Source organism: Pseudomonas sp. AN-B15, from assembly GCF_019056475.1.
In the GTDB taxonomy this organism is placed as follows: Bacteria; Pseudomonadota; Gammaproteobacteria; order Pseudomonadales; family Pseudomonadaceae; genus Aquipseudomonas; species Aquipseudomonas parakoreensis.
In genome coordinates this window covers 3,683,181-3,709,224 of sequence record NZ_CP049737.1, presented here as the reverse complement: position 1 = coordinate 3,709,224, position 26,044 = coordinate 3,683,181, and the positions used below count along the sequence as shown (strand labels likewise).

The 26,044-nt window shown below is 58.3% G+C and carries 20 protein-coding genes; 3 read left to right on the top strand and 17 right to left on the bottom strand.

Translation table 11 applies throughout. The annotated features are described in order from the left end of the window. Window positions 1-199 precede the first annotated feature (199 nt). The 8 genes from GTQ41_RS16470 to GTQ41_RS16435 form a co-directional block, all read right to left on the bottom strand. Window positions 200-547: a hypothetical protein gene (locus GTQ41_RS16470; RefSeq protein ID WP_052912725.1), complete on the bottom strand. Its 348-nt coding sequence runs from the start codon at window positions 545-547 to the stop codon at window positions 200-202. A gap of 645 nt (window positions 548-1,192) precedes the next feature. Next, window positions 1,193-1,621 carry a HEAT repeat domain-containing protein gene (locus GTQ41_RS16465; RefSeq protein ID WP_047293375.1) on the bottom strand — a complete coding sequence of 143 codons (429 nt, stop codon included), beginning with the start codon at window positions 1,619-1,621 and terminating at the stop codon, window positions 1,193-1,195. Window positions 1,622-1,906: 285 nt separating this feature from the next. Next, window positions 1,907-2,197: a hypothetical protein gene (locus GTQ41_RS16460; RefSeq protein ID WP_047293376.1), complete on the bottom strand. Its 291-nt coding sequence runs from the start codon at window positions 2,195-2,197 to the stop codon at window positions 1,907-1,909. A gap of 232 nt (window positions 2,198-2,429) precedes the next feature. Then, complete coding sequence (locus GTQ41_RS16455) at window positions 2,430-2,774, bottom strand: hypothetical protein (RefSeq protein WP_155416804.1); 345 nt, start codon at window positions 2,772-2,774, stop codon at window positions 2,430-2,432. Next, window positions 2,771-7,456 carry an RHS repeat-associated core domain-containing protein gene (locus tag GTQ41_RS16450; RefSeq protein ID WP_254369333.1) on the bottom strand — a complete coding sequence of 1,562 codons (4,686 nt, stop codon included), beginning with the start codon at window positions 7,454-7,456 and terminating at the stop codon, window positions 2,771-2,773. Before GTQ41_RS16450 ends, GTQ41_RS16455 begins: the two co-directional genes overlap by 4 nt. After that, the gene (locus GTQ41_RS16445; RefSeq protein ID WP_047293377.1) at window positions 7,456-8,193 is read right to left on the bottom strand and encodes a DUF4123 domain-containing protein; all 738 of its coding nucleotides are present in this window, start codon (window positions 8,191-8,193) and stop codon (window positions 7,456-7,458) included. Before GTQ41_RS16445 ends, GTQ41_RS16450 begins: the two co-directional genes overlap by 1 nt. Next, window positions 8,183-10,225: a type VI secretion system tip protein VgrG gene (tssI, locus tag GTQ41_RS16440; RefSeq protein ID WP_047293378.1), complete on the bottom strand. Its 2,043-nt coding sequence runs from the start codon at window positions 10,223-10,225 to the stop codon at window positions 8,183-8,185. The genes GTQ41_RS16445 and tssI overlap by 11 nt, the downstream gene beginning before the upstream one ends. A gap of 131 nt (window positions 10,226-10,356) precedes the next feature. Continuing rightward, on the bottom strand, window positions 10,357-10,872 hold the full coding sequence (locus GTQ41_RS16435; protein WP_003226246.1) for an Hcp family type VI secretion system effector: 516 nt from the start codon (window positions 10,870-10,872) through the stop codon (window positions 10,357-10,359). Window positions 10,873-11,278: 406 nt separating this feature from the next. Here GTQ41_RS16435 and GTQ41_RS16430 point away from each other — a divergent pair, with 406 nt between their 5' ends. Continuing rightward, on the top strand, window positions 11,279-11,956 hold the full coding sequence (locus GTQ41_RS16430) for a type 1 glutamine amidotransferase domain-containing protein (RefSeq protein ID WP_047293379.1): 678 nt from the start codon (window positions 11,279-11,281) through the stop codon (window positions 11,954-11,956). Window positions 11,957-12,051: 95 nt separating this feature from the next. On the opposite strand, the gene GTQ41_RS16425 is transcribed toward GTQ41_RS16430, so the two are convergent. From GTQ41_RS16425 to GTQ41_RS16400, 6 genes are all read right to left on the bottom strand, one after another. Then, window positions 12,052-13,431, bottom strand: a complete 1,380-nt coding sequence (locus tag GTQ41_RS16425; protein ID WP_047293380.1) for a VOC family protein — start codon at window positions 13,429-13,431, stop codon at window positions 12,052-12,054. A gap of 88 nt (window positions 13,432-13,519) precedes the next feature. Then, window positions 13,520-14,740 carry a glycolate oxidase subunit GlcF gene (glcF, locus tag GTQ41_RS16420; RefSeq protein ID WP_047293382.1) on the bottom strand — a complete coding sequence of 407 codons (1,221 nt, stop codon included), beginning with the start codon at window positions 14,738-14,740 and terminating at the stop codon, window positions 13,520-13,522. A gap of 2 nt (window positions 14,741-14,742) precedes the next feature. Next, the gene (glcE, locus tag GTQ41_RS16415; protein WP_047293383.1) at window positions 14,743-15,792 is read right to left on the bottom strand and encodes a glycolate oxidase subunit GlcE; all 1,050 of its coding nucleotides are present in this window, start codon (window positions 15,790-15,792) and stop codon (window positions 14,743-14,745) included. After that, window positions 15,792-17,291: a glycolate oxidase subunit GlcD gene (gene glcD / locus GTQ41_RS16410; protein ID WP_047293384.1), complete on the bottom strand. Its 1,500-nt coding sequence runs from the start codon at window positions 17,289-17,291 to the stop codon at window positions 15,792-15,794. The genes glcE and glcD overlap by 1 nt, the downstream gene beginning before the upstream one ends. A gap of 192 nt (window positions 17,292-17,483) precedes the next feature. Next, window positions 17,484-18,410: an alpha/beta fold hydrolase gene (locus GTQ41_RS16405; RefSeq protein ID WP_047293385.1), complete on the bottom strand. Its 927-nt coding sequence runs from the start codon at window positions 18,408-18,410 to the stop codon at window positions 17,484-17,486. Between the two features lie 21 nt (window positions 18,411-18,431). After that, a complete protein-coding gene (locus GTQ41_RS16400; protein WP_047293387.1) occupies window positions 18,432-19,883 on the bottom strand; it encodes an NAD(P)/FAD-dependent oxidoreductase in 1,452 nt (483 codons plus the stop codon). Between the two features lie 172 nt (window positions 19,884-20,055). Between GTQ41_RS16400 and GTQ41_RS16395 the strand changes: the two genes are divergently transcribed. Then, entirely contained in the window at window positions 20,056-21,129 is a 1,074-nt protein-coding gene (locus GTQ41_RS16395) for a diguanylate cyclase (RefSeq protein ID WP_047293389.1), read from the top strand. Between the two features lie 142 nt (window positions 21,130-21,271). Continuing rightward, window positions 21,272-22,504, top strand: coding sequence for a M20/M25/M40 family metallo-hydrolase (locus tag GTQ41_RS16390; RefSeq protein ID WP_047293390.1), 1,233 nt, complete (start codon window positions 21,272-21,274; stop codon window positions 22,502-22,504). Between the two features lie 286 nt (window positions 22,505-22,790). On the opposite strand, the gene GTQ41_RS16385 is transcribed toward GTQ41_RS16390, so the two are convergent. From GTQ41_RS16385 to GTQ41_RS16375, 3 genes are all read right to left on the bottom strand, one after another. Next, on the bottom strand, window positions 22,791-23,660 hold the full coding sequence (locus GTQ41_RS16385) for an oxaloacetate decarboxylase (RefSeq protein ID WP_007968750.1): 870 nt from the start codon (window positions 23,658-23,660) through the stop codon (window positions 22,791-22,793). 185 nt (window positions 23,661-23,845) lie between these two features. Next, a complete protein-coding gene (gene astA, locus GTQ41_RS16380) occupies window positions 23,846-24,880 on the bottom strand; it encodes an arginine N-succinyltransferase (protein WP_041074151.1) in 1,035 nt (344 codons plus the stop codon). Window positions 24,881-24,941: 61 nt separating this feature from the next. Then, complete coding sequence (locus tag GTQ41_RS16375) at window positions 24,942-25,958, bottom strand: arginine N-succinyltransferase (RefSeq protein WP_047293392.1); 1,017 nt, start codon at window positions 25,956-25,958, stop codon at window positions 24,942-24,944. Window positions 25,959-26,044 lie beyond the last annotated feature (86 nt).

Sequence of the window (26,044 nt, the reverse complement as noted above, 5' to 3'; positions counted from 1 at the left end):
AATCATTTAATGGGCGGCGAGACTCCGTATGCGAAGTGTGGTCGTGTAAAAGGAGACGGGCTTATTTCAATCTCTTTTGATTAGAGTTGGAAAATAAATCTGATACCTTTCGTTCATAAACTTTTCTGAGCTGGATACGTATCACCCATGATCGTAATTGACATTTCATCTGATTTTACATCTTTTATGCTATTTATAACTAGTTCAGATATTTCTGATTTTTGAAATAGAAATAAAAAAGCTCGAAATAAAGACAATCTTTTATAAGGCTGGCCGCTAAATAGTGATGGGCTTTTAAAATTTTATCAAAAGTCGGATAATTTATCTTTTCAAGTTCTGGAATGTCCGCGTAGCCTTGCTTAGAGTCATCAACTTTGCATTCGATAATAAATGAGTTTGCGTGTTTGATGAATTGCTCCGGAAACTCATCGTTGTTTATCGTCATTTCGTATTTTTTTGTTTCAATACTTGATTTCTCTCCGAAACCAAGGCTTCTGTAAGAGACCTTGTTTAGATTGATTTTTGTGCCGGCTGATTTAAATTTCATGGAAATTTTCCCGTTGGTATTAACGTGATCATACCATCCTCAAATGTTCATCATCAGCTGTGCCCGCGTCGAGTTTTTTTGTCGAATTACGTTCGGATCATAGACTGTTTTTGGATTGCTGATTGTTGGATTTTTAAGGTGTCTATATCTCGCGATTCAATCATGAATGATTCAATTTTTTAACGAATTAAACTTTGCTTTTGGTTCTGAACTCACCAAGAAAAACTTCGGAGTTTTTAACCGGGTTTCCTTTTTGGTCATAATCGATTTTCAGGAAATCAATTACAAACTCTCCGTTGGGGGCGCCCTCTGGTTCTACTCTAGAATCGAAACAGTGCCCGCTACTTCGACGTGCTCCGCCCAATAGTACTGAGCAGGTGAACCCGTCGCTGGTTTCTGGCGTTAATTAAACTTCAAAAAAATTGTTGATTGTTATTGTCCAACCGCTTGGGACTCGAATCGGTTGAAGCTTATATCGTAGTTTGGGTCTCATTTGAAATTTCTACACTTGAAAAATTGCGTCAAAGGGAAAAATTATTTTTCAAGTTTTTTGGAGTATGTTTGGGTATGAGTTAGTGGTCTTTATTCTTATTTTTTCGAAGAGGGTAAAGTAATTTTTTGTCTGAAAATAAGACTTTATGTTGTTTATTTTGAAGAAGGCTGGCCTTGTGATTTTCTTAGCAAGTTTATGATTTCTGGGTGGGAGTCGTTTTCTTCGTCGGACAGGTTGTTTATAATTTCCTGTATATTATTAGAGTATTTTTCCTCAATGACTGCTTCCGTCCAGTCAAGTTCGGAAGCTGCGGCGATTGCTACCTCCGAAAACTTGGATTCAAGAAGTTTTTTTAGAATTTTAATTGCTTCGGGTGATCGTAGCTCTCCGAGAACAGCAGCACTTCTTTCTTGCCAGTATTCTTCTTTCGAAAGTATTGCTTCATTAAATAGTTGCCAGTCCATGGCGCCGAAATTTCTTAGAATTCCATAGGCTACTTGTTCAGTAATGTACTCATTCCAATTTGAATTTTCATTTTGTCCGAGCCAGTAGTTGTATTCTTCGTAAGCTTTGCTATTCATAAGCACAGTAAAAGAGGACGGATTTGTTTTTGTGTATTTTTATGTCGATATGAATTTAGTAAAAAATAAATCTATCATCTTTTTTTTCTCTTCTATAGTTTTTGATTGGTCGCAGATTGAAGTTTCGCAAAAGGTGAGAGATTTGTTTTTCAATATCTTTGAGGTTATTGAAAATAATCTCTCTCCTTTGATCACTGTTCGGATAGCTGTAAGCGTATGGGGACTCTGCTGCGGATTACATCTATATAAACAAATTTGTTGAGAGTTATATATATTAAAATTTAGTTAGGGGTTCCAAAATTTAATCCCTTCCATGTGGCGCTCAATGTCATCCATATCATCATCCCCTAGTGTCGAATCAAAATTCTTGCTTATAATTTTTCTTACTTTGGCAAGGCGTTGGGTGACTCCTTCGTTATCAATGAAGTCAGTGGTGGCTTTTTGGTAGTCTTCGATTGGTTTGTCGGAGTAGTAGCTGCCCATTTTGTGCAGTGAAATTAATATAAACTCGATATCCGCAAGGACTTCGAGAGCATCTTCTCCGTTAAGTGCTATTTTTTTGTTGGTTTCTAACATTCTTTCCGCCGATTAAATGCGGGGTTTAAGCGCCACATTTCCTTTGGTCGTAAGATCTGTTGTGCCGTATCTACAGGTCTTTACCCATTCAGGTTGGATAGCAGAAGGGCATTTTAAAAAAAGGGAGTGAATTTATTTTCAGTGTCTTTTGTAAAGTGTGAAAAATAAATTTCCCTCTTGCTTTATTTGCTTTGGCTGTATTGGTGAGTGCTGGGTTTTAAATGTCTGTATCTCACGATTCGATCATGAAAGATTCAATTTTTTTAATGAATTCAATTTTGCTTTTGGTTCTGAACTCACCAAGAAAAACTTCGGAGTTTTTAACCGGTTTTCCTTTTTGGTCATAATCGATTTTCAGGAAATCAATTACAAACTCTCCGTTGGGATCGCCCTCTGGTTCTACTCTAGAATCGAAGCAGTGCCCGCTACTTCGACGCACTCCGCCCAATAGTACTGAGCAAGTGAACCAGTCGCTGGTTTCTGGCGTTAATTCAATTTCAAAAAGGTTGTTGATTGTTACTGTCCAACCGCTTGGCACTCGAATTGGTTGAAGTTCATATTTGAGTTTTGGTCTCATTTTACATTGCCCATGTATTTTTTAACTTGATCGGGTGAGGCCGGGAAACTGTGTATGACAGGTTCGCCAGCTTTGGAAAGTTCAATCCTAACCCAGTTTGTTAGTTCGCCATTGTTATATCCAACGGGGGTTTCCGATCTATAAAACATATATCTTGAACTCCCATGATCAAATACATTCCCATCGCGTACCGCTGAATAAGCCGCCTGCTTCTCAAAACCGCTGACGTTATTCGCGATATCCGGTAAATAAGAGGCTTCTGGTTTTCCGTCACGACTCCCTTGACCTAGGCTGAGCGATTTCGCTTGTTCTGCCGATTGCGCATTTGTGTGCTTTGTGGCATGCCTACCTTCTGGGCGCTTTGCATCATAAACATCTGTTCTTAGGTCTTTACGTGTTTGATAGTCGCTTGTATCAACCTTCTTGGGGCAATTAGTGCTATTTAACCCCAACGGATCCACCCACCCCGTAGGGTTAGGCACGTACTGGTAGCTATTCAAACCGCCTGCAAGCTTGATCGGGTCCGGCGTCAAAAACCGCCCAGTCCCCGGATTGTAGTAGCGGTGCCGGTTGTAATGTAACCCTGTCTCGGCATCGAAATACTGACCCTGGAAGCGCAGCGGGTTATCGATCTCGCTGACGTCCAGCGCAGCGAGGTTACCGTAGGCGCGGTACTTCGCTGACCACATGATCTCGCCACTGTAGTCGGTGAGTTCCTGCGGTGTGCCCAGATGATCGAGTTGGTAGTAAAACGGCGTGGCTTTGCGCGGGCCTTCACCATCGAGCATCGCCAATGGACGGAAGCTACCGGGCTCATAGATGTAGCTGCGGTAGCGGTTTTCGGCGCTTTCAGCGATCAGTCGTTCGCCTTGCCACAGGAACTCGGTAGTGTGGCCGTCGACGGTTTTTTCGATGCGTCGGCCGAAGGCGTCGTATTTGTAGGACGCGGTGCTCCCACCTGGCAGGCTTACGCCGATCAGGCGGTGCTGGCAGTCGTAGCGGTATTCGGTGACGAGTTTCTGGCCGGTACCACGGCGTTCGCGGATCAGGTTGCCGTAGGCATCGTAGTCGTAATGACGGTCGCCCTGCATCAGCAGTCGGTTGCCTTTGACGTTGGCCAGGTTCGCTGTGCCTTCGTTGTTCTGACCCAGCAGGTTACCTGCCGGGTCGTGGGCGAAGCTTTCCGGCGTGGCGCCGCGCACGCTGATGAGTCGGTCGAGCGGGTCGTAGTGATAGCTGCGCTTGCCTTTGCGGCTGTCATCGATTCCGGCGAGGTTGCCGTTGGCATCGTAGTTGTAGCGACGCTGGTACAGGTTCTTGTCTCGCTGGCCGACTGTATGGGCTTGCAGGCGGCCCTGTTCGTCGTACTGGTATTGGCTGAGCAGCAGGCCTTGTTGGCGTTGCTGTTCGCGACCGGCGCTGAACTGGTGGCTGGTCAGGCGGGAGCCGTTGAGGTCGATGCTGCTCAGGCGTCCGCCGGACAGGTGACGGTAGTCGAGTGTGCTGCCATCGGGTAGGCGACAATGGCTCAGCTGGCCGACGCTGTCGTACTCGTAGCGCAGGGTGCCCCAGCCTTGGTGTTCCTCGATGAGGCGGTCTTGCAGGTCGTACTTGTAGGCGAGCGGCCAGTGACCGTCGTCGACGTTTACTAGGCGGCCGAGGGCGTCGTAGCTGTAGTGAATCTCCTCGCCATCGGCGAGGGTTTTTACCAGCAGACGGCCAGCGGCGTCGCGTTGATACTCGGTAACGAGTTCGCTGCCGTCATCACCGAATTCGGTTTTCTTCAGCAACTGGCCGTTGAGGTCGTATTCGTAGGCCGTGCGGCGACCGTCGAAGCCGGTTTCCTGTTGGATCAGGCCGTTCGAGTAGTAATCGAGATGGTAATGTTCGCCGCGCTCGTTTTCGATGTCGGTGAGCAACAGACGCGAGTTGTCGTAGCGGTAGCGCAGTTGGCTGCCGTCCGGATTGATGCGGCGGCTGACCAGGTGCAGGTTGTCCGCATACTCATATCGCGTAACGCGACCGAGTTCGTCGCGTTCGGCGGTGACGTTGCCATAGGCGTTGTAGGTGAAGGCACGTGTTGCGCCGCCCGGCAGCGTGACTTGTGCCAGGCGGTTGGCCGCATCCCATTGGTAGTGGGTGATGGCGCCGGATTCTTCCTGACGGGTGATCTGCCGACCCAGTGCGTCGTAGCGATACTTGCGCTGACCGCCGTCCGGCAGGCGTTCTTCCAGTAACTGCCCGAGGTTGTTCCAGCCGAGTTGATGGCGGCTGCCGTCGGGGTGGCGGATCTCCAGCAAGCGACCTTGGGCGTCGTAGCTGTATAGCGTGGCATTGCCGTTCGGGTCGATTTGCTGGGTGATGTCGCCCTGACGGTTGCGTTGGTACTTCCAGCTGGCTTTGCCGCGATGAACATCGCTGACGAAACCATTGATGTATTCATACGTGGTCGCTTCGTCTTCCGGCGGGATGACGGCAGTCATCAGTCCGTTGTCGTCGTACCGGTATTCGGTGACGGCACCCAAAGGATCCTTTTCCGCGATCAACTGACCTTTGTCGTTATAGGCCTTGAGGTGTTCGGCGCCGTCCGGGTCGACCTTGCTGATCAGTCGCGCCTGGTCGTCGTGGGTGTAGACCTCTTCGCTGCCATCGGCGTTGGTTACCGTTACGCTGCCTTTGTCATCCCAGGCGTAATGCGCTTCCATCTGCGAGAAGTTGGCCCAGTGACGGATGCAGCGAGACAGTTTGCCTTCGTTCTCCCACTCCCAATAGAAGGCCGCGCCGCCCGCCAGTTGCCGCTCCAGAATCACGTGCTGTTCGTTGTAGCGATAGCGCTCGGCTTCGCCGGCCGCGTTCTTCGCTTCGATCAGACGGTGCTGTGCGTCATAGCTGTACGTCACCAGCGTTTGAACGGTGTTCCAGGTATCTTCCAGGTTGTCCGCCGGCAGGAACTGTTGATAGTCCACAGCGATAATGTGTTTGCGGTCGTAACGCAGCAGCAGGGCACGACCGGCACCGTTATCGAGGCGCTTGATTCGACCGTGGATATCGCGCGTGACGTGCAGCTGATTGCCATAGCTGTCGCTGATGGCGATCAGGGTGGCGCCTTTGCTGTTGAAGCGGAAGTGGTAGAACGATGGGCGTTTGCCTGCCTGTGCCAGAATCAGTTCTGACGGATCGTCTCCAAGAAATATCGCGGCCTTCGACAGGCTGTTGGTAATTGCCGGACGTTGTTCGCTTGGGAGGGGGAAGGGTGTCGAGCGGTTTTCGTGGTCGGTCCAGATGACTTCGTCGTCACTGATCTCGAGGCGATGCGCCAGCGCATGGCTCCAGCCATAACCCAGACCACAATCGATTTCCACTGCACTGGTTCGGTAGAGACGGGTCCATTCAAACGGCAGCAGACCGTCAAGTTGGCCGTCGGTCAGCGTCAACAGTTCTTCACCGGTAACCATTGAAACCGGACATCCATTGGTGCAAGTGTCGGCTGCCGGCTCCGCGCTTTTGTCGGCGGGCGTTTTTGCCTGTTTGGAGGCATCGTCAGCTATTTTTCCATCTGCGAGTTTTGCGTTTTTCTTCCCATCAAAACGCAACTCGGAAATACCATTCCTCACCTTGGCCGTCACACCCCGCGCCGCAACCGCTGTGTACTTCGCGACGTATTCCATAAAGCCGTTGATGATCTTGAACAACGACTTCACGAAACCGATGACGGCGTTGAGAACCAACTCACCGTACTTCTTCAGTCGGGCAGCGAGATAGATGATCCCGGTGCCTTCGGCTGCGATGGTCAGGACCACACCAATCACGATGTCGATCGCGATACCAACGACGATCGCTGTGGTCATTTTCGCCACGTCGCCCGCCATCTTCATGGGTGGCAAACCGGCCAGCCAGATCACTGCGCTGCGCACCAGCAGGAACAGTGCGGCTTCGTCACTGGCCAGCAACATGGCCTTTTTCATGACATCTGGCGAGCTTTTGGCGACCTTGATCAGCTCATCAGCACCAGCCCCAAGATCCTTAGCAAATTTCTTCGGGTCTTGCAGGATATCGAGCACCAGACTGATGCCATCCCACACACCCTTGATGGCTTCCCAGCCACCTTCAAGAATGCCATTGCCGATAGCCATCGCGGTGCCCGAAGGCGACAGGTTCGACCATTGCGGCTTGAACCCGGCCCACTCTTTACGCAGGAAACCCTCCAGGTCAGCTGTCACGCCGCTATAGGAGCCGAAGAGGGCGTCGATCTGCGCCGGTGTCACTTCGTTGTGAACGCGGATCTGATAGAACTTGCCGGGAATACCTCCGGTCCACTCAGCTTTGCCTTGAGCGTCGAGTTTGACTTTGCTGACCGCACCACCTTCCACCGCGACGATCTCGACTTCGATGTCGCCAATCGGGATGTCGTAGACCGATTCGAATTTACTTTCGATCAGCAATGGACCTTTGAGAGGACACTGAGCCACGTTCGAGGCGAAACTACCGTCGTTCATGCTCACCGATTTACTGGTGTCGCCCACCTTGATCACGCGCTCCATGCCCAACAGGGAGGGCAGGTCTGCGGCTCGACTGGCCTTGTCGGCGGCCCTTGCGTACCAGGTTTTGGTTTGTTCCTGATACAGCTTCAGACTGTCCTTGAAGGTGTTCAGTTGGTTGTCAACAAAGGCAACGCGATCCATCAGCCTTGCTCCAGAATCAGGTGGTTTAACAGTGCTTCTTTAAGGTTTTTCGGCGCATCCGGGCGGCGCACGAAACGGCTGACTTTCAGCTTCAGGTTGTTCTCAGGCCAAGCGTTGTAAACATCCGGGCGGTCTTCTTCCAGCCACTGCATCAGGTTGCTGATCAGTGTCGTCGGGTTCTCCTTGGCTAAGCCATCCAGCAACTCCTTCGGCACCTCCCACCACGGCCAATCCTTCACCTTCGGCAATACCCGCGTCCCAACCTCCAGCGTCTTCCCGTTAATCAGATACCGCTCAAACACCGGCATTACTTCCCCAGCCTTCTCCCCAAGCCCCTTCAGAATCGGGTAGATATGCCGCCCATCCCAAAAGCGGAAAAACACCTCAGTCCCGTCCGGCATTTTCACCTGTGTGAGGCTGCGCAGGTGCTCGAACACCTCGTTCGGTTCGGCGCGTGAGATGGCCAGCCAGCCCCAGTCGAGGGCGTCGGTTTCGGCGATCCAGGGCAGGAATGCCGAGTTCGGTTTGAGTTCGGTGACGTAGGGCATCACCGGTTGCCAGGTGGAGTAGGGCGTACCGCCCCAGATTGGCAGGAGTTGGGCGGTGGGTTCGGTCAGGTACAGGGTTTTCAGTGCGTCGGCATCGCTCGCTGCGCTGATGATCAGGTACAGGCGCTCGCCGGTTTGCAGCGGCTGTTGTGCCAGCCAGTCTTTGGGTGTCAGTCGATCAGATGGCACAGGCACCTGCCTTGCATTTTTCGCATTCTTCGCAGAACGGCGCGTTGCGTTTGAGGGTGTTGATCTGGGCCGGGGTCAGGACCTGGCCGGCTTTGTCGGCGTCGGCCTGTTTCAGCACGCCGGGCATCAGCGGGGCGGCGCCAGTGCCGCTGCCGGGGCTGCCGCCGGAGTTGATGTTGATCGTTGGGCCGCTCAGGGTCACGCCGCCGGCGTCGATCTTGATGAAGCTGCCGCCGCCGACCAGGGTCAGTTCTGCGCCGGCTTCCATCACCACTTTCATGCCGCTGCTGAGGTGAATTTCCTGGCCGGCGTCGATGAACTGGCCGGTGCCGATCTTGATGTGCTGGTTGACGCCCACGGTCAGGTGGTCGTTGGCGCGGGCTTCGACTTTGCGGTCTTCGTAGACGGTGTGGTGTTCTTCGGCCTTGAATTCTGTGTAGCTGTTCTGCTCGACAGTGTCGTGGCGTTCGTTGCCGACGCGGATCTTCTGGTCGTGCTCGATGTTCTCGTCCCAGTCGCGCTGGGCGTGGAGGAAGATCTGCTCCTGACCTTTCTTGTCTTCGATGCGCAGTTCGTTGTAACCGCCGCCGCCCATCGAGCTCAGGGTCTTGAAGGTGCTGCGGGTCTTGTTCGCCGGCAGCGGGTAGGGGACGGTGTTTTCCTTGTGGTACAGGCAGCCGCTGATCAGCGGTTGATCGGGGTCGCCTTCAAGGAAGGTGACCAGCACTTCCATGCCGATGCGCGGGATGGCGATGCCGCCGTACTGGGCGCCGGCCCAGGCGCTGGAGACGCGCAGCCAGCAACTGGTCTTGTCGTCGGCCTGACCTTCGCGATCCCAGTGGAACTGGACTTTGACCCGGCCGTACTCGTCGCAGTGAATCTCTTCACCTTTGGGGCCGGTGACCACGGCGCTCTGGCTGCCGAGGATGCGCGGTTTCGGGTGGCGTAGGGGCGGGCGGTTCGGCACGTCCCACGGGGTCGCCTGGAAGCGGTTGCGATAGCCCTGGTGGAAATCGTCTTTCAGCGCGGTGGTGTCGCTGGTCACCGACTCTTCGAGCACTTGCGGCTGTTTGCCTTCGTGCAGCACTTCGGTCAGCAGCCACAGGTCATTCCACTTGGCTTTCGGGTGCTCGGTCAGGGCGAGGAAATGGCCGCTGACCAGCAACGGCTGATCACTCTTGCCTTCGGCGAGCTGAAAGTCGCTGCGATGGCGTTCGAGGGCACGTTTGGCCAGGTGTTTGCCGCGCTCGCGGTCGATGAACCGGCCCGGGTAGTCGTAGTCTTCGAGGTCGGGCAGGGCATCGCCACGGTTCTCGCTTTCCAGCGTCAGGCGCGGTTTTTCGAAGTCGTAATCGCGGCGCGTGGTGCGGCTGGTGCGGGTTTCCAAGCGCAGGTCGAAACGTTTGATCACCGGATTGCTGGCGACCATGCCGGAGTCTTGCTGGTAGGCCACAGGCTGGAGTTTCGGGAACACCGTCTGGTCATCACCGAACACCAGCTTGTGCGCCGTGGCGCTGTGCTGGAAGTGGTAGTGGATACCTTCTTCCTCGCACAGGCGCTGGATGAAGTGCAGGTCCGATTCATCGTATTGCACGCAGTAGATGCGCTCGGGATAGATCGAACCGGTCTTGAATTCGTAGGCGTTGCTCTGGATGCCGTGTTCTTCGAGAACCATGCCGATGATTTTCGGCACCGTGAGGTTCTGAAAGATGCGTTGGTTGACGCGATGCGCCAGGTACGACAGTTGCGGGCGCAGGGTTACCGAATAGCGCGTCAGGCGCTTGCCCGAGTCACCTTGCGCGGCGCGGTAGATCTGGCCGTGGATGCCGCTGCCATCGGGCGACAGCTGCAGAAAGGCCGGTTTGTGCAGCAGGGTTTCGAGGTCCAGCGACGGCTGCTCACTGACCAGCTCCACCTCGAACACAAAAGGCTGGCTGATGGCTTCCCGGCCGGTCAGGGTGAATACCTGAAAATCGGCGGAGAGCCCTTCGATGGTCAGGGCAAAGTGGGTTTCATTGGCCGGCGCGAACATCCCTTGTTCCTCGTGCTGTACAGCGGCGTTCGTCGACTACCGCCAGGCGGTTCAACGCACGCGAAATTCTGGAGGGGCGTAAACAACATCGACCAGCAGGGCTGGTCGATGCTTGTAACGATCAGCCGTAATTAAACGACTGGAGCACGCCAGTCATCGGAACCCGAAGTACCGGATACTTCGTGGGTCCAGGTGATTTTGCGGTAGGTGAACTGCACTTCTTCCAGGTGGGTGAAGTGCGAGTTGCCTGGATCCTGGCAGTTGTGCATTTTGTTGTTGATGGCGACGATGATCGCGTCTTCCAGTTTGGTGGTGTAGTAGTGCTCTTGAGTACCTTGAGCAGAAGTACGGTACCACTGGATAACGATTTCGCTCATGCGCTCGCCGGAGGTCAGAGCAGCTTGCAGCAGAGGCGAAGCCTTGTCGTAGACCTTGGTGATGATCACTGGCTTGTGAACGCGCTGACCGGTTGGCTGACCGGATTGTGGGTCACGCGGGATGATCACGTCGTGGCTGAAAGCCTGAACCATGACCTGGTCTTCGTGGCCTTCCTGGTAGGTGTTGCCAACGGAGTCGGCGGTGAAAGCGCCGGCAGTGATCAGGCCTTGTTTTTCGCCGGTAACCGACATGTACGCTGGTGTTGCCATGGGGTGCTCTCCTTGCGGATAAATTTAGGGTGCCCGGGAGGCGAAATCGCCCGGTGGGTGCCTGACTGTTATCAAGGAGCGTGCCAGGTTTGTCGAAGGCCCCGGCAGCCGCGGGTGAAGCGGCTGTAGCCTGCGGTTTTGCCGATGTTTTCATTGAATCGAGATGGAAAGTGCGCAACTTCTTGCGCAGTACTGCGCAAGAAGTTGCGCACTTGGCTGTAAGCCTCTCCGATCAAGGGCTGTAGCGCGACAAGTCACGTTTTTTGCCGGACAAGTGCGCAAGAAGTTGCGCAGTAAGGCCAAGTGCCAGCGTCGAGCGTTTGAAACGATCCACCCAGCGCGACGGTCAATCACTCACGACTGCGCCGCAGGCGTCTGAACATTCCCCACCGCGAGTGAGAACGACATGAAAATCCTGATGGTTTTAACGTCCCACGATCAACTGGGTGATACCGGCAAGAAAACCGGCTTCTGGCTGGAAGAATTCGCCGCGCCGTATTACGTGTTCAAGGATGCCGGCGCGCAACTGACGCTGACCTCGCCCAAGGGGGGCCAGCCACCGCTGGACCCGAAAAGTGACGAGCCCGATGCGCAGACCGCCGCAACCGAGCGCTTTCGCAAGGATTCTGCCGCCCAGTCGGCATTGTCGTCGACAGTCAAGCTGGACACGGTAAAGGCTGCGGATTTCGATGCCGTGTTCTATCCCGGCGGCCACGGCCCGTTGTGGGACCTGGCTGAAGACCGCCATTCGATTGCGCTGATCGAAGCGTTTTACAACAGTGGCAAACCGGTGGCGGCGGTGTGTCATGCGCCCGGAGTGCTGCGCCATGTCAAAGGTGCGGACGGTCAGCCATTGGTCAAGGGTAAGCAGGTGACAGGCTTTACCAACAGTGAAGAGGAGGCGGTAGGGCTGACGGACGTGGTGCCGTTTCTGGTAGAGGATGAGCTCAAGGCCAAGGGCGGGATTTTCTCCAAGGGCGCGGACTGGTCGAGCTACACCCGTGAAGATGGATTGTTGCTGACGGGGCAGAATCCGGCGTCGTCGGAGGAGACGGCTTTCGCGTTGTTGTCACGGTTGCGCTAATAGCAAAAGCAAAAGATCGCAGCCTGCGGCAGCTCCTACAGGGGGAAACACATTCCATCTGTAGGAGCTGCCGCAGGCTGCGATCTTTTGATCTTTCAGCGCGAAAGCGCTGCCAGACACTCCTCAATCGAGCGCCGCTGCGTCTCGGCATACAACCCCAATTCATCAATGGTTGCACGCCCCAGCGCTTGTTCGAATGCCTGGCGGTTCGAGTGTTCGCCATAGTGTGTCTGCGCAGCATCCCCAAGGTTCGACTGAAAAATCCCCGCCGCACTCACTGGCAGAAAATCTTCGTACACCAACGGTTCAGCTTTCACATGGCCTTCGCGGAGCAAATCCTCCAGCGATGTCGATTTGAGGCTGCCCGCTGCCAAGCCTTTTTCCGTGGGGAAATAGCGAAAATACGCCAGCTCCTGTTCACGCATGCCGTCGACGCTGTCAGGAAATTCGCCAAAGTGTTGGGTCATCAGCGTGTTGTAACGTGCGGCGTTGCCTTCGTTGGGAAAGTCGCCCAGTTCATCGCGCGCGGCGTTCAACAAGCGGTCATACAGCGCCCGGCCTTTGGGTGTCAGCGCCGCACCGCGTTGTTCGATTTCGCCGAAACGCGCGCTGTGGCTACCGCGAGTCTCGTGCTGATCGGTGAAAGCGATCGGCTCGTCCAGCGCTTTGAAACTGGTCTGGCGCAACAGGATCGGGCACTTGCGGCGTGGCGGGCCTTCGATCACCGCTTTCGGGGTGATGCCGTGCACCGGCATCTGCGTCTGGACGATATCGATGTCCAGCGTGCGTGGGGTCAGGTGATTGATGTGCGGGCCTTTGAACGCCACCACATCGGCGATCAGACGGTGCTGGGCGCTGAGGGTCTGGTACTGCGCAGCGGTGACGGTGGCGCTGTGATGCCAGCGAAAGGTTTCCAGTGCCTGCAGGACGAATTCCCTGGCTTCATCCTCATTCAGCCCGCCGACGGACTCCGCCCGCTCGATCAGCTGCAATGCCGCAGGGGTAAAGATCGAACGCCGGTTCAACACCGATTCGGCAAAACCGCGCAACTCGGGATCTTCGATCAGCTCCAGACGCAGCAACGAAGTGAACACCCGAAACGGGCTGATCTGCAGCGCCGCTTCATGCACCGCGCGAAACGCCGTGGAGTGCACCGGCACACCCGCCGGGGTCAGGTCGTAGTAGCCCACCGGTTGCATGCCCATCACCGCGAACAGGCGCGCGAGGGTCGCGAGCTCTTTGCCGGTGCCGACGCGGATCGCGCCGTGTCGCTCCATGTCCAGGCGCCCGATTTCACCGGTGCTGTCGAGCTGCCGTGCGAGGTCTGGCTGAGCGGCCAGCACTTCACGGTTGGTCTGTTCCACCAATTCCATCAGCGCGCCGTACAACGGCACTTCTTCGCGGTACATGTCGGACATCGCTTTGGAGAAGCGTTGGCGGATCAGGTCTGGGCTGACGAAAGGCTGCACGGTCATGAAAAAAATTCCTGCCACGGTCACGTAAAGGATGGAGGAAAAGATCGCAGCCTTCGCCGACGGCGGCAAACGAAGAATCCTACGAACTTCATTCTGCCAACGACTGATCCACCAGTTCGATCCAGTGCAAAACCTGCGTGCGTCCGGCGCCGGCCAGATGATTCTGGCAGCCGACGTTGGACGTGACGATCAGCTCCGGGCGCCCGCTTTCCAGCGCATTGAGGCGGTTATCGCGCAATTGCCGGGCGAGGGTCGGCTGCGTCAGCGAATAAGTGCCGGCCGAACCGCAACACAGGTGACCGTCCGGCACGGGTGTGAGATTGAACCCGAGGCGGGTCAGCAGCGCTTCGACTGCGCCGCCGAGTTTCAGCGCATGTTGCAGGGTGCAGGGGCAATGCACGGCGATCCGCCGCTGGCGGGCGGCGCACACTTGCTCCAGAGGTTCCTGAGCGAGCAGTTGCACCAGATCCAGCGTTCGCTCACTGATCTGCCGCGCCTTGTCGGCGTAGCGCGGATCCTGCGCCAGCAGATGCCCGTAATCCTTGATGAACGCGCCGCAACCGCTGGCCGTCTGCACGATGGCTTCCGCGCCGTTTTCCAGCTGTGGCCACCACGCGTCGATGTTTTGCCGCGCGCGGTCGAGGCCCTTGGCCTGGGCGTCGAGGTGATAGTCCAGCGCGCCGCAGCAACCGGCCTCGGCCACCGGCGTGACGCTGATCCCTAGTCGATCGAGCACCCGCGCCGTCGCATCATTGGTGTTCGGCGACAGGCCCGGTTGCACGCAGCCTTCGAGCAGCAACACCCGCCGCGCATGGCGTGGGGCGGGGCGTGAGCCGGTTACGGGCGAGCGCTGCGGCAATTTGCTTTCCAACATTCGCGGCAACAAGGGCCGGAATGTTGTACCCAGGCGCAGCAGTCCCTTGAATACGCCCGGATTCGGCGCCAGTGCACGCAAGCCCTCGCGCAACAAGCGCTGGGCGGCAGGGCGGGGCACGGCCTGATCGACCACCGCCCGACCGATATCCAACAGGTTGTGATAGTCAACACCAGAGGGGCAGGTGGTTTCGCAATTGCGGCAGGACAGGCAGCGATCCAGATGCAACTGCGTCTGCTCGGTGGCCGGCGCCCCTTCGAGCACTTGCTTGATCAGATAGATGCGTCCGCGTGGCCCATCGAGCTCATCACCGAGCAACTGATAGGTCGGGCAGGTGGCGTTGCAAAAACCGCAATGCACGCAGGTGCGCAGAATCTTTTCCGCCTCGGCCGCACGCGGCAGTTGTCGGGATTGTTCGCTTAGGGTGGTCTGCATGGCTAGAACTCCGCGTACATCCGGCCGGGGTTGAACAGTCCTTGCGGATCGAGTTGCGCCTTGAGTTGCCGGTGATAACGCATCAGCGTGCGCGGCAGTGGCTGGAACGGTGTGTCGCTGGCGCCATGGGTGAAGCAGGTGGCATGGCCACCGAGTTCCCGGGCGAGAATCTGAACGTGCTCGTGATCGGACTTCAGCCAGCGTTGCGCGCCGGCCCAGTCGATCAACTGCTGGCCGGGCAAGTCTTGCGGCCCGAGATTGTTCGGCAGCGACAGGCGCCACAGCGGCAGGCCCTCGTCGAAAAAGCTCAGGCGTTGCTCGTTCAAGTTGCGCCAGAACACCGAGTCCAGCGGCTCGCCGCCGAGTCGTTGATGCGCGGCGGTCACCGAGCCTTCGCCGCCCTCCAGGCGCAGGTACAGGCTTTGCCCGTCATGGCAGGCGCCGCTGATCGGCAACGGTTGCTGGCCCCATTCGGCCAGCCTGGTCAGCGCTCGGGTGCAGTCGATATCGAGGCGGATGCTCAGGCATTGACGCGGTTTCGGCAGGACTTTCAGCGAGACCTCGGTGAGCACGCCGAGACAGCCGAAACTGCCAGTCAACAAGCGCGACAGGTCGTAGCCGGCAACGTTTTTCATGACCTCGCCACCGAACCGCAGGTGCTCGCCAAGGCCTGTGATGACCCGGGTACCGAGGACGAAGTCGCGCACCGAACCTGACCATGGCCGCCGTGGCCCGGACAGTCCGCTGGCGATCATCCCGCCGACGGTGGCACTGTCACCGAAGGCCGGCGGTTCGCACGGCAGCATCTGCCCGGCAGCGTCGAGCGCCGCGAGCAACTCGCGCAGCGGCGTACCGGCGCGCACGCTGACCACCAGCTCGGTCGGTTCATAGCGCACGATGCCGCAGTGCGCGCGGGTGTCGAGCACTTCGCCGGCCACCTCGCGCCCCAGAAACGCCTTGCTGTTGCCACCCTGGATTTTCAGCGGCGTGGCGTTGGCCCGGGCCTGATTGACCTGATCCAGCAGGGCGCCGCTGGCGTCGACGTCAGCCATCAGAAGCGCTCCAGTTCGGGGAATGGCAATTGTCCGGCATGAATGTGCATCGCACCGAATTCCGCGCAGCGGTGCAGGGTCGGGATGTTCTTGCCGGGGTTGAGCAGGCCTTGCGGGTCGAACGCGGTTTTGACGGCGTGGAACAGGGTCAGCTCTGCGCTGTTGAATTGCGCACACATCTGATTGATTTTCTCGCGGCCGACGCCGTGTTCACCCGTGATGCTGCCGCCGACGTGCACGCACAATTCGAGAATTTTCCCGCCTAACGCCTCCGCGCGCTGCAGTTCACCGGGCTGGTTGGCGTCGAACAGGATCAGCGGGTGCATGTTGCCGTCACCGGCATGGAACACATTGGCCACGCGCAAGCCGTATTCGGCGCCGAGGCGCGCGATGCCTTGCAGCACGCCGGGCAATTCGCGACGCGGGATGGTGCCGTCCATGCAGTAGTAGTCCGGGGACAAGCGGCCGATCGCCGGAAAGGCGTTTTTGCGACCGGCCCAGAAGCGCACGCGCTCGGCTTCATCGCGGGCCTGACGCACTTCGCTGGCGCCGGCCTGCAACATGACCTCGCGCACCCGCAGGCAATCGTCGTGGACATCGGCTTCGACACCATCGAGTTCGCACAGCAGAATCGCTTCGGCAGCGACCGGGTAACCGGCGTGAATGAAGTCTTCGGCGGCGCGGATCGCCAGGTTGTCCATCATCTCCAGGCCACCGGGAATAATCCCCGCAGCGATGATGTCGGCCACCGCGCGGCCAGCCTTTTCTACCGAATCGAAGCTGCCCAGCAGCACCTTGGCGACCTGCGGTCTGGGCAGCAGTTTGACCGTGACTTCGGTGATGATCCCGAGCAAACCTTCGGAGCCGGTGAACAGCGCCAGCAAATCGAAGCCCGGCGCATCGAGGGCCTCGCTGCCCAGCGTCAGACGTTCGCCTTCGATGGTCAGCACTTCGATCTTCAGCAGGTTGTGTACGGTCAGACCGTACTTGAGGCAATGCACGCCACCGGCATTTTCCGCGACGTTGCCGCCGATCGAGCAGGCAATCTGCGACGACGGATCCGGCGCGTAATACAGGCCGAACGGCGCCGCCGCCTGGGATATCGCCAGGTTGCGCACCCCGGGTTGAACCCGTGCGGTGCGAGCCGCCGGGTCGATGTGCAGGATGTTGTTGAACCGCGCCATCACCAGCAACAGGCCGCTTTCCAGCGGCAGCGCGCCGCCCGACAACCCGGTGCCGGCGCCACGGGCCACCACCGGCACATGGTGTTGATGGCAGAGTCTGAGCAGGGTTTGTACCTGATCGAGTCGCCGGGGCAGCGCCACCAGCATCGGCGTGGTGCGATAGGCCGACAGGCCATCGCATTCGTACGGCTTGAGTTCGTCTTCGCGCCACAGAAGGTCGAGATCCGGGAGGGCGTGCTGCAGGGTTTTCAGCAGCTCAGCCTTGTTCACTTCCGGCAGCGGGCCGTCGAGGCGTTCGTCGTAGAGAATGTTCATTCCAATTCCATTGGCGGACGGGATTACCTGTGGTGAGGGGATTTATCCCCGACTGGCTGCGCAGCAGCCCAACCCAGAACATGCGGTGTGTCTGATTCAGCTTGGTGCTGGAACCGGGGCTGCTCTGCAACCCATCGGGGATGAATCCCCTCACCACAATAAATCCCCTCACTACAAGGATAGTTGTGGGATTCATCGCTGACTGCCCAGAAACTCTCGATACAACCGCGCAGTATTCCCCGGTTGTTCGACCATCGGCATGTGCCCGACACCGTCCCACACTTCGACCCGCAGATTGGCGATGCCCTTGCTCCACACCGGCACGCTGCTGACGTCGATCAAGCGGTCCTTGCGCCCCCACAGCAGTAGCGCCGGGCATTTGATCTCGGCCAGTTTCGGTTCCATCGGCGGGCTGGCGCGAAAGTCGCGGAAGATCTCTTCCAACTCATCACGCTGGCGTTGGTAACGTTGGGCGATGGCGTCCAGCACCAGCCCGGGTACCCACGGTGGCGAGGCCATGGTCATCGCATAAAACTGGCGGAATTCTTCCCGGGAGTTGATCAGGAACGGGTTATGTCCACGGGCCAGATGGCGTTCCATGTCGCTGGCCTGCGGTGCGGTGACGCCGGCCGGGTCGATCAGTGCCAGTGAGGCAATCCGGTCCGGGTAGGTTGCCGCCAACCATGCTGCGATGTAGCCGCCCATCGAGTTGCCGATCACGTGGACTTTCTCCACACCGCACACGTCGAGCAGCTGGATCATGCGCTTGGCCTGCAGCGCAATGTCATAGCCGCCACCGGCCTTGAAGCCGGTTTCACCGTGGCCGGCGATGTCCGGAATGATCACCCGGTACTGGCGGACAAAGTGCCTGGCGAAGCGCAGCCACAGATTTTTCTCGGCGCTGTAGCCGTGCAGCATCAGGATCGCGCTGGCGGCTTCATAAGGCCCACCTTGCCAGGTCGAGACCGTCATTTCGGCAATCGGCACTTCGATCTTGTGCAACTTGTACATCCTGGCCTCGAGCGCCGTGCTCAGGTCATACAGCCAATGGCCGATCGCCGGATAACTCAACCAGCTCCAGGCCACGAAAACCGCGAGAGCGACAAACAGCACAAGCATCGACGTCTTCCTTTTACGTGTTCAGGACAGAATGTGGTCAGCCGGTTTCAGCGCCCGGGTCAACCGGTAGTAGCTGAAACTGAAGCCCGGAAATATCGCGATCACATGACCGCTCTTGCTTTGATACCAACTGTGACAGCCGCCGGACTTCCATACCGTGCGCTCCATCTCACGGTGGATCATTGCAGTGTAGGTACGTTCCGCGTCGGGGCGCACTTCGATGCTGCGCAGTCCTTTTGCCTGCAGGGTGTGGATACAGTCGAGGATGTAGTTCATCTGCGCCTCGATGATGAACAGCGCCGAGGTATGCCCGATGCCGGTGTTGGGCCCGGTGACGATGAACAGGTTGGGAAAGTCCGGCAGGCTGGTGCCCAGGTACGCGCGCGGGTACTGCGCCCAGACGTCCTTGAGTTGCACGCCGTGCTTGCCGGTCACCGGATAAGAGACCACGCCGTCGGTGGCGTCGTAGCCGGTCGACCAGACAATCAGGTCGACCTCGATGTGTTGGCCATCCTGGGTGACGATGCCGGTTTCATCGAGCGCGGCGATGCCTTGCTCGCGGCTGTGCAGGGTGACGTTGGGTCGGGTCAGCGCCGGGTAATAGGTGCTGGAAAGCAGGATGCGCTTGCAGCCGATGATGAAGTCCGGGGTGAGTTTTTCGCGCAACAGCGGGTCCGGCACCTGTTGCTTGAGAAAACGCAGGGCCTGGCGCTGGACCAGGTGAATCGCCGGTTTCGAATATTTGAAGGCGATGACCCGTGTTTCGAATTGCCAGTAAAGCAGCCAGCGCAGCAGCTTGTAGGCCGGTTTCACTCCCAGCAGCCAGCGCTGCAAAGGCCCGAACCGGCGATCGGCGCGCGGCAGCACCCAATGTGGTGTGCGCTGGAATACATGCAGTTGTGCGACCTCGGGGGCAATCGCCGGAATGACCTGCGCGGCACTGGCGCCGCTGCCGACGATGGCCACGCGTTTACCGCGGTAGTCGTAGCTGTGATCCCAATTGTTTGTATGAAAAGTCTTGCCCTGAAAGCGATCCTGGCCGGGGAAGGGTGGGATCACCGGTTGGCTCAACGGTCCGGAGGCGTTGATCACGAACTGCGCGCAGAACATCCCCTTGTTGGTGTGCACCGCCCACTGCCTGGCGGCGTCATCCCATTCGATGCGTTCGACGTTGGTTTGCAGTTCCACGCGTTCGCGCAGGCCGAAGCGTTCGATGACGTGTTCGGTGTATCGGTGCAGTTCAGGTTGGGTGGCAAACATCTGCGTCCAGCGGTACGGCGCGAAGGACAGCGAGTACAGCGGTGAGGGCACATCCACCGCTGCGCCGGGATAGGTGTTCTGGCACCAGGTGCCGCCGAAGAACGTCCTTCGTTCCAGCAGGCGAAAATCGTCAATGCCGGCCTTGAGCAAATTGACCGCCGCACATTGGCCGCCAAATCCGCTGCCGATGATCAACACCTGGTAGGTCCGCATGGGTCTCCTTTTTATAGTCGTTTCACCGTTTTCATCCTTTCAGGTATAGCTAAAAATTCGCCGAGTGGGAGCGGGCGGCTGGGCGGTGATGGCTATTTAACGGCTGGCTGATAGACTCCCAGCACATCGGTCTGACGGTGTGCGCAGGTTCCGTTGAGTGGTCGAGGCCCTTATGCGAAACAAGGGGGGAAAGGGACTTTCACTGGCCAGGAGGCTTTATACATCGCGAACCCTCGGCCTGGTGCTGGGGTTGTTGTGCGTGAGCGTGGCGATGTACCCGCTTGACCCGCCGCCGTGGGTCTGGGCACTGATGCTGTTCAATGGCCTGGTCTGGCCGCATCTGGCGTTTCAATGGGCCCGTCGCTCCAGCGTTCCCTACCATGCTGAACACCGCAATCTGTTGATCGACGCGTTTATGGGCGGCTTCTGGGTCGCCGCCATGCAGTTCAATCCGTTGCCCAGTGCCACTACCGTTTCGATGATGGCGATGAATAACGTCGCCATCGGTGGCGTGCGTTTTCTCGCGGCGGGCCTGGCGGCGCAGGTCCTTGGAATCGGCGTCGGCCTGGTGGTGTTCGCTCCGGCATTCATCCCGCCCACCTCACCTTTACAGCTGTATGCCTGCCTGCCGTTGTTGATGCTGTACCCGTTGGCGCTGGGCTGGATCTGCTTTCGCCAGGCCTACACGCTGGGCCTGCACAAGCGTGAACTGCTGGCCCTGAGTCGCACCGACAGCCTGACCGGCCTGCTCAACCACGGCGCCTGGAAGGATCAACTGGACATCGCGTTTCAACGTTGCCGTCGACAGCAACAGGGCGCGGCGATTGCGTTGATCGATATCGACCACTTCAAGTCGATCAATGACACGTATGGGCATGTGGCGGGTGACATCGTCCTGCGCCAGTTGAGCAAAATGCTCAAGCAGAACCTGCGCGCTGCGGATATCGCCGGTCGCTACGGCGGCGATGAGTTCTGCGTGATTCTGCCCGACCTGCCGCTGTTCAATGCCGCGCAGGCCATGGAAGCCTTGCGCGAACGTTTCGCCACCCTGGGTTATGAGCAGAACCCGGCGCTCAAGGTCAGCCTGAGCATTGGTCTGGCGGCTTATGATCCGGCGCATGGCGACGCGACCCGCTGGCTCAATGATGCGGATCAGGCGCTGTACGAGGCCAAGGCGACCGGGCGCAATCGGGTGATTTGCAACAGTGACGACCTGCCGAAACAGGAACTGCTCGATTCGGTCTGACTGCTCACCACATTCACCTGTGCGAGCCGGCTCGCTCCTGGAAGTGTTCGGTGTCGGCGGCTCCGGTGTCGCATCCGCTATAGAGCCTTGCGTTGATGTCAGGTACGGTTTGAATCCCCCGACGCGAAACAAGGATCGATTCATGACGTTCTCATTTCCCCGCTCCCTGCTGGCCGCCAGCCTCGGCCTGTCTCTCGCCTTCAGCGCTGCCGGTGCCTTCGCCGAACCGCACAAGCAAGTGCTGGCCGATGCCGAGCAGTATCAGCCTGAAGCCCTGAAACTGCTGGAGCGGCTGGTCAACATCGACTCCGGTTCCGGCTATGAACCGGGCCTCAAACATGTCAGCGAGATCGCCATCGACGAGCTGAAAAAACTCGGCGCCACCATCGAGCTGGTGCCCAACACCCCGGAAAAAACCAACCACGTGCTGGCCACTTTCAAAGGCACCGGCAAGGCGAAAATCCTCTTGATGGCGCACATGGACACGGTGTTCAAGGAAGGCTCCGCCGCCGAGCGCCCGTTCCATATCAAGGACGGCCGCGCCTACGGGCCGGGGGTGATGGACGACAAGGGTGGCATCGTCGCCGGGATCTACGCGCTGAAGATCCTGAAGAACCTCGACTTCAAGGATTACGCGCAAATCACCTTCCTGCTCGATGCCAGCGAAGAAACCGGCTCGGACGTCGCCACCGACCTGATCAAGAAAACCGCCAAGGCCCACGACGTGACGCTCAACCTCGAACCGGGGCGTCCGGCCGATGGTCTGGTGGTGTGGCGCAAAGGCAGCGCAACGGCGCTGGTCGAGGTCAAGGGCAAGGCTGCGCATGCGGGCGTCGCGCCGGAGCTGGGACGCAACGCAGCGATGGAAGCGGCGCACCAGATTCTGCAACTGGGCAAACTCGGCGACGAAGCGAAGAAAACCACGATCAACTTCACTGTGCTCCAGGCCGGCGACCGCACCAACGTGATTCCCGATCACGCCACCGCCAAGGCTGACGTGCGCGCGGCCGTGCCGGAAGAGTTCGACCGGATCGAGAAAGACCTGGCGCGGGTCTCGCAGGACAAGCTGATCGCGGAAACCGAAGTCACCACCAGCCTCAAACGCGGCTTGCCGCCGATGCCGCAAACGGCGGAGTCGGATCGCTTGATGGCGATGGCCCAAGGGATTTACGGCGAGATCGGCCGCAAGCTGACCGAAGAGGGCAGTGGTGGTGCAGCGGATGCCAGCCTGTCAGCCGGCGTGGGCACACCGACGCTGGACGGTTTCGGTATTGTCGGCGGCAATATTCATACGCCGGAGGAGTACGCTGAAGTGGCGAGCGTGGCGCCGCGGATTTATCTGTTGTCGCGGATGATCATGGAATTGGCCAAATAGTCACAGTCTGAACATTGTTCAGTGCTGAGGCGACCGGCCCCATCGCTGGCAAGCCAGCTCCCACAGTAGAACTTCAGTGGACGCAGTATCTGTGTTCGACACCGATCAAATGTGGGAGCGAGCCTGCTCGCGATGGCGTGAGCACAATCAACATCCATATAGCCTGATCCACTGCTTTTACTGGCAGGCCAGCTCCCACGGACTTTGGTGATGCCCACAAATCCATGTCGGCCAAATAACCTTTGGGAGCTGGCTTGCCAGCGATAGCGTCAGCCCGGTCATCACATCACTCCTTGACGCTCATGTATTCCTTCGCCCAGAGAATGTAGTCCTCTGGCTGGGTGTAGGTGTGCGTCAGTTCGGTGGCACTCAGGTCCGAAGCCTGGGTAAAGATCTGTCGTTGCTCACGCAGGCTGTCGTAGGTGGCCTTGATCGCCGCGAAGTACGCGCCGTGACCGTCGATGGTTACGCGCACACCGAGTTCGGCCAGACGCTTGTCGTCGCGCAGCGCCGGGTTGCCGTAGGTGACCAGCATCAGTGGCACGGTCAAGTGTTCGGCAATCTGTTCTAGCTGATCGAAGTCCTGCACGCCGACCATGCAGATGCCGTCGGCACCGGCGGCCTGGTATTGCTTGGTGCGGCTGATGATTTCCTGGTTCGGCAGAATACCGGCGTTGGTGCGGGCGATGATCGCCATTTCCGAATCGACCCGGGCTTCCAGCGCTGCACGGATCTTGCCGACGCCTTCGGCAACCGAGATCAGGTCGGTGGATTTACGGCCGAATTGTGCCGGCAGCAGCGTGTCTTCGATGGTCAGGGCGGCGACGCCGGCGCGTTCCAGTTCGACGATGGTGCGCATCACGTTGAGGGCGTTGCCGTAGCCGTGGTCGGCGTCGGCGATCACGGGCAGTTGAGCGACGCGGCCGATGCGGGTGGCCTGCTCAGCGAACTCGCTGAGGGTGATCAAGGCGAAGTCGGGAGCGCCCAACACCTGCAAAGAGGCGACGGAGCCGCCGAGGATCCCCACTTCAAAACCCAGGTCTGCGGCGATGCGCGCGGACATCGGGTCGAACACCGAGGCCGTGTGGTAGCAGGTGTCGGAAGCCAGCAATTGACGGAAATTACGGCGCAAATCTTGATGGGAAAGCCTGGTCATACGAGTTCCACCAATACAAAGGAATGGAACGGCTTGAGCAATGGTGTCAACGCCGAAGAATGAAAAGGCTATCACGCGAATGGGTCAAGATTCATGACGAATTTGCGAGTGAGGCGTTGATCACGGATGCAAAGGCTGAAAGGTTTCATCTGCAATCAGCGGATTTCCAGTGTCAGGACAGTTGTTCAGGCCGCGACTGCGTGTTGCTGTTGCCTGGGCAGCAGCACGGCGCGGACCGAATTGCCCGGCTGCAGTTGCAGGCGCTTGGCGGTCAGGCGGTCGACCACCAGGGTATTGCCGACCAGACGACCGGGGGCCACGGTGATACGGCAGTTCTCCAGGCGACGGTTATGGATCAGCCACAAGGGGGCCTGATCGTCCGGCGTGCCGAGGCTCAAGGTCAGCGCCTGGCTGTCGCGCACGGTACGAATGCTGCCGATCGGCGCTTCGATCACCGGGCCACCGTCGAAGATGTCGATGTAGCCCTTATGTACAAAGCCTTCCTCGCGCAGGATCTTCAGCGCCGGCTCGGTATTGGGGTGTGGCTGGCCGATGGCCGCTTGTGCCTGTTCGGTCAGCATGCAGGTGTACAACGGCTGGCGCGGCATCAGTTCGGCGATGAACGACTTGTTGCCCAGACCCGACAAGTGGTCGGCGTGGCTGAAGTCCATCTGGAAAAAGTGCCGGCCCAGGCTGTCCCAGAACGGCGAACAACCGCGTTCATCGGCACTGCCACGCAGTTCGGCGATCATCTTCTCGCCAAACAACTGCGGAAATTCGGCCACGAACAGCAGGCGCCCCAACGACAGCAGCCGGCCGTTGCTGCCATGACGATGGTCGTGGCTGAGAAACAGCGAGCACAGCTCCGACTGGCCGGTCAGCTCATTATTGAGAAACAGCGTGGGTATCTGTCGGGAAATGCCCAGATCCGCTGACGAACTCACGGTCAATCCGACGCGGTAGTTGTACCACGGCTCGCGCAGGCCAACCGCGCCGGTCAGGGCGCTGACACCCACCACGCGCAGGTCGTCGTCTTCGAGCACGAACAGGTAGTCGGCGTCGGCCCGTTCCACCTGCTCGGCGAACGCACGTTGCGCCCAGCGCACCCGGTGAGCGAGGCGGTCTTCATTGGCCGGCAGGGTGGTGAACCCGGGGCCGGCCTGCTGCACCAGAGTCATCAGCGCTGGCAGGTCGCTGACTTTGACCGGACGGACGATCATGCGGTAACTCCTTGTACGCGCCTGTTCGGGCACTGTCGTTGGGTGTGCAACCGGGCGCCGTTCACAGGGCTGTCAGCCTGATCGTGCTGCCATCGGTGACCTTCAGCGCCGTGCACAGGGCTGGCGTAAGGGACAGCGGTTGATCGGGCTGGTAATCCAGTTCGGCGACGATGGCCCGGAAACCGTGCAAGGCGTCGTTGCTCACCAGATAGCGTCCCCGAGCGTCGATTTGTGCTTGCTGGCGTACGGTGGCGGTCTGGCTGCGGGCGATCGAACGGATGTTCGCGGTGCGCGCATACAGGGTCGGGCCCGCGTCGAACAGGTCGATGTAGCTGTTGGTTTCAAAGCCTTCGCGTTCAAGGATGTCGAACGCTTCCTGGCCGTCCGGGTGAATCCGGCCGATGCATGCCTGTGCTTCCGGGGGCAGCATCGGCACGTAAATCGGGTATTGCGGCATCAGTTCGGCGAGAAAGGTGCGGCTTTGCAGACCGCACAGGCGCTCGGCCTCGACGTAGGGCAGGTCGAAGAAATGCTTGCCCAGTGCATCCCAGAACGGTGAATGGCCATTCTCATCGCTGTAGCCGACGATTTCGGTGATCACCGCATCGGCGAAACGGGATGCGTGAGCGGCGATGAACAGCAGCCGCGCCCGCGACAGCAGTTCGGAAAAAGCGCTGCGCACCAGCGCATTGTCGATGTGAAAACCGCGCAGCAGGGTGTGGTCGTTGAGGTCGTGACACAACGACAGCGCCGGCACGCCGTGTTCGATGTTCAATTCCCGCGAGGCGCTGGTGAAGTGGCGGTTGCGCAGGCTGTAGAACGGTTCGTTGAAACCGGCCGTGGCGAGGATCTCCGAGCAGCCGACCAGCCGCCGAGTGTCGAGGTCTTCCAGCACGAAGAAGTAATTCTCCGGGCCTTGCGCCTGAATGTCGTGGTCGAACGAGGCGCAGGAACCGGCGATTTTTTCACGCAGGCGTTCGCTGTCGTCCGGCAGCGACGTGACGCCGACCAGACTGTCGCGGGCCAGTTGCTGCAATTGCGGCAGGTCGGTTGGCTCGACTGGGCGTAAGACCAGCATGGATGCACTCCTGTATCAAAGGGTCCGGTGATCCGCACCGAACCTGACTATCACTGTCGGTTGCCACGCTTTAAAGCGGCGGTCGC

Excerpts from the sequence above, each read along its gene's own strand:
- GTQ41_RS16470 (WP_052912725.1), bottom strand. The coding sequence starts at position 547 with ATGAAATTTAAATCAGCCGGCACAAAAATCAATCTAAACAAGGTCTCT.
- GTQ41_RS16465 (WP_047293375.1), bottom strand. The coding sequence starts at position 1,621 with ATGAATAGCAAAGCTTACGAAGAATACAACTACTGGCTCGGACAAAAT.
- GTQ41_RS16460 (WP_047293376.1), bottom strand. The coding sequence starts at position 2,197 with ATGTTAGAAACCAACAAAAAAATAGCACTTAACGGAGAAGATGCTCTC.
- GTQ41_RS16455 (WP_155416804.1), bottom strand. The coding sequence starts at position 2,774 with ATGAGACCAAAACTCAAATATGAACTTCAACCAATTCGAGTGCCAAGC.
- GTQ41_RS16450 (WP_254369333.1), bottom strand. The coding sequence starts at position 7,456 with ATGGATCGCGTTGCCTTTGTTGACAACCAACTGAACACCTTCAAGGAC.
- tssI (WP_047293378.1), bottom strand. The coding sequence starts at position 10,225 with ATGTTCGCGCCGGCCAATGAAACCCACTTTGCCCTGACCATCGAAGGG.
- GTQ41_RS16435 (WP_003226246.1), bottom strand. The coding sequence starts at position 10,872 with ATGGCAACACCAGCGTACATGTCGGTTACCGGCGAAAAACAAGGCCTG.
- GTQ41_RS16430 (WP_047293379.1), top strand. The coding sequence starts at position 11,279 with ATGAAAATCCTGATGGTTTTAACGTCCCACGATCAACTGGGTGATACC.
- GTQ41_RS16425 (WP_047293380.1), bottom strand. The coding sequence starts at position 13,431 with ATGACCGTGCAGCCTTTCGTCAGCCCAGACCTGATCCGCCAACGCTTC.
- glcF (WP_047293382.1), bottom strand. The coding sequence starts at position 14,740 with ATGCAGACCACCCTAAGCGAACAATCCCGACAACTGCCGCGTGCGGCC.
- glcE (WP_047293383.1), bottom strand. The coding sequence starts at position 15,792 with ATGGCTGACGTCGACGCCAGCGGCGCCCTGCTGGATCAGGTCAATCAG.
- glcD (WP_047293384.1), bottom strand. The coding sequence starts at position 17,291 with ATGAACATTCTCTACGACGAACGCCTCGACGGCCCGCTGCCGGAAGTG.
- GTQ41_RS16405 (WP_047293385.1), bottom strand. The coding sequence starts at position 18,410 with ATGCTTGTGCTGTTTGTCGCTCTCGCGGTTTTCGTGGCCTGGAGCTGG.
- GTQ41_RS16400 (WP_047293387.1), bottom strand. The coding sequence starts at position 19,883 with ATGCGGACCTACCAGGTGTTGATCATCGGCAGCGGATTTGGCGGCCAA.
- GTQ41_RS16395 (WP_047293389.1), top strand. The coding sequence starts at position 20,056 with ATGCGAAACAAGGGGGGAAAGGGACTTTCACTGGCCAGGAGGCTTTAT.
- GTQ41_RS16390 (WP_047293390.1), top strand. The coding sequence starts at position 21,272 with ATGACGTTCTCATTTCCCCGCTCCCTGCTGGCCGCCAGCCTCGGCCTG.
- GTQ41_RS16385 (WP_007968750.1), bottom strand. The coding sequence starts at position 23,660 with ATGACCAGGCTTTCCCATCAAGATTTGCGCCGTAATTTCCGTCAATTG.
- astA (WP_041074151.1), bottom strand. The coding sequence starts at position 24,880 with ATGATCGTCCGTCCGGTCAAAGTCAGCGACCTGCCAGCGCTGATGACT.
- GTQ41_RS16375 (WP_047293392.1), bottom strand. The coding sequence starts at position 25,958 with ATGCTGGTCTTACGCCCAGTCGAGCCAACCGACCTGCCGCAATTGCAG.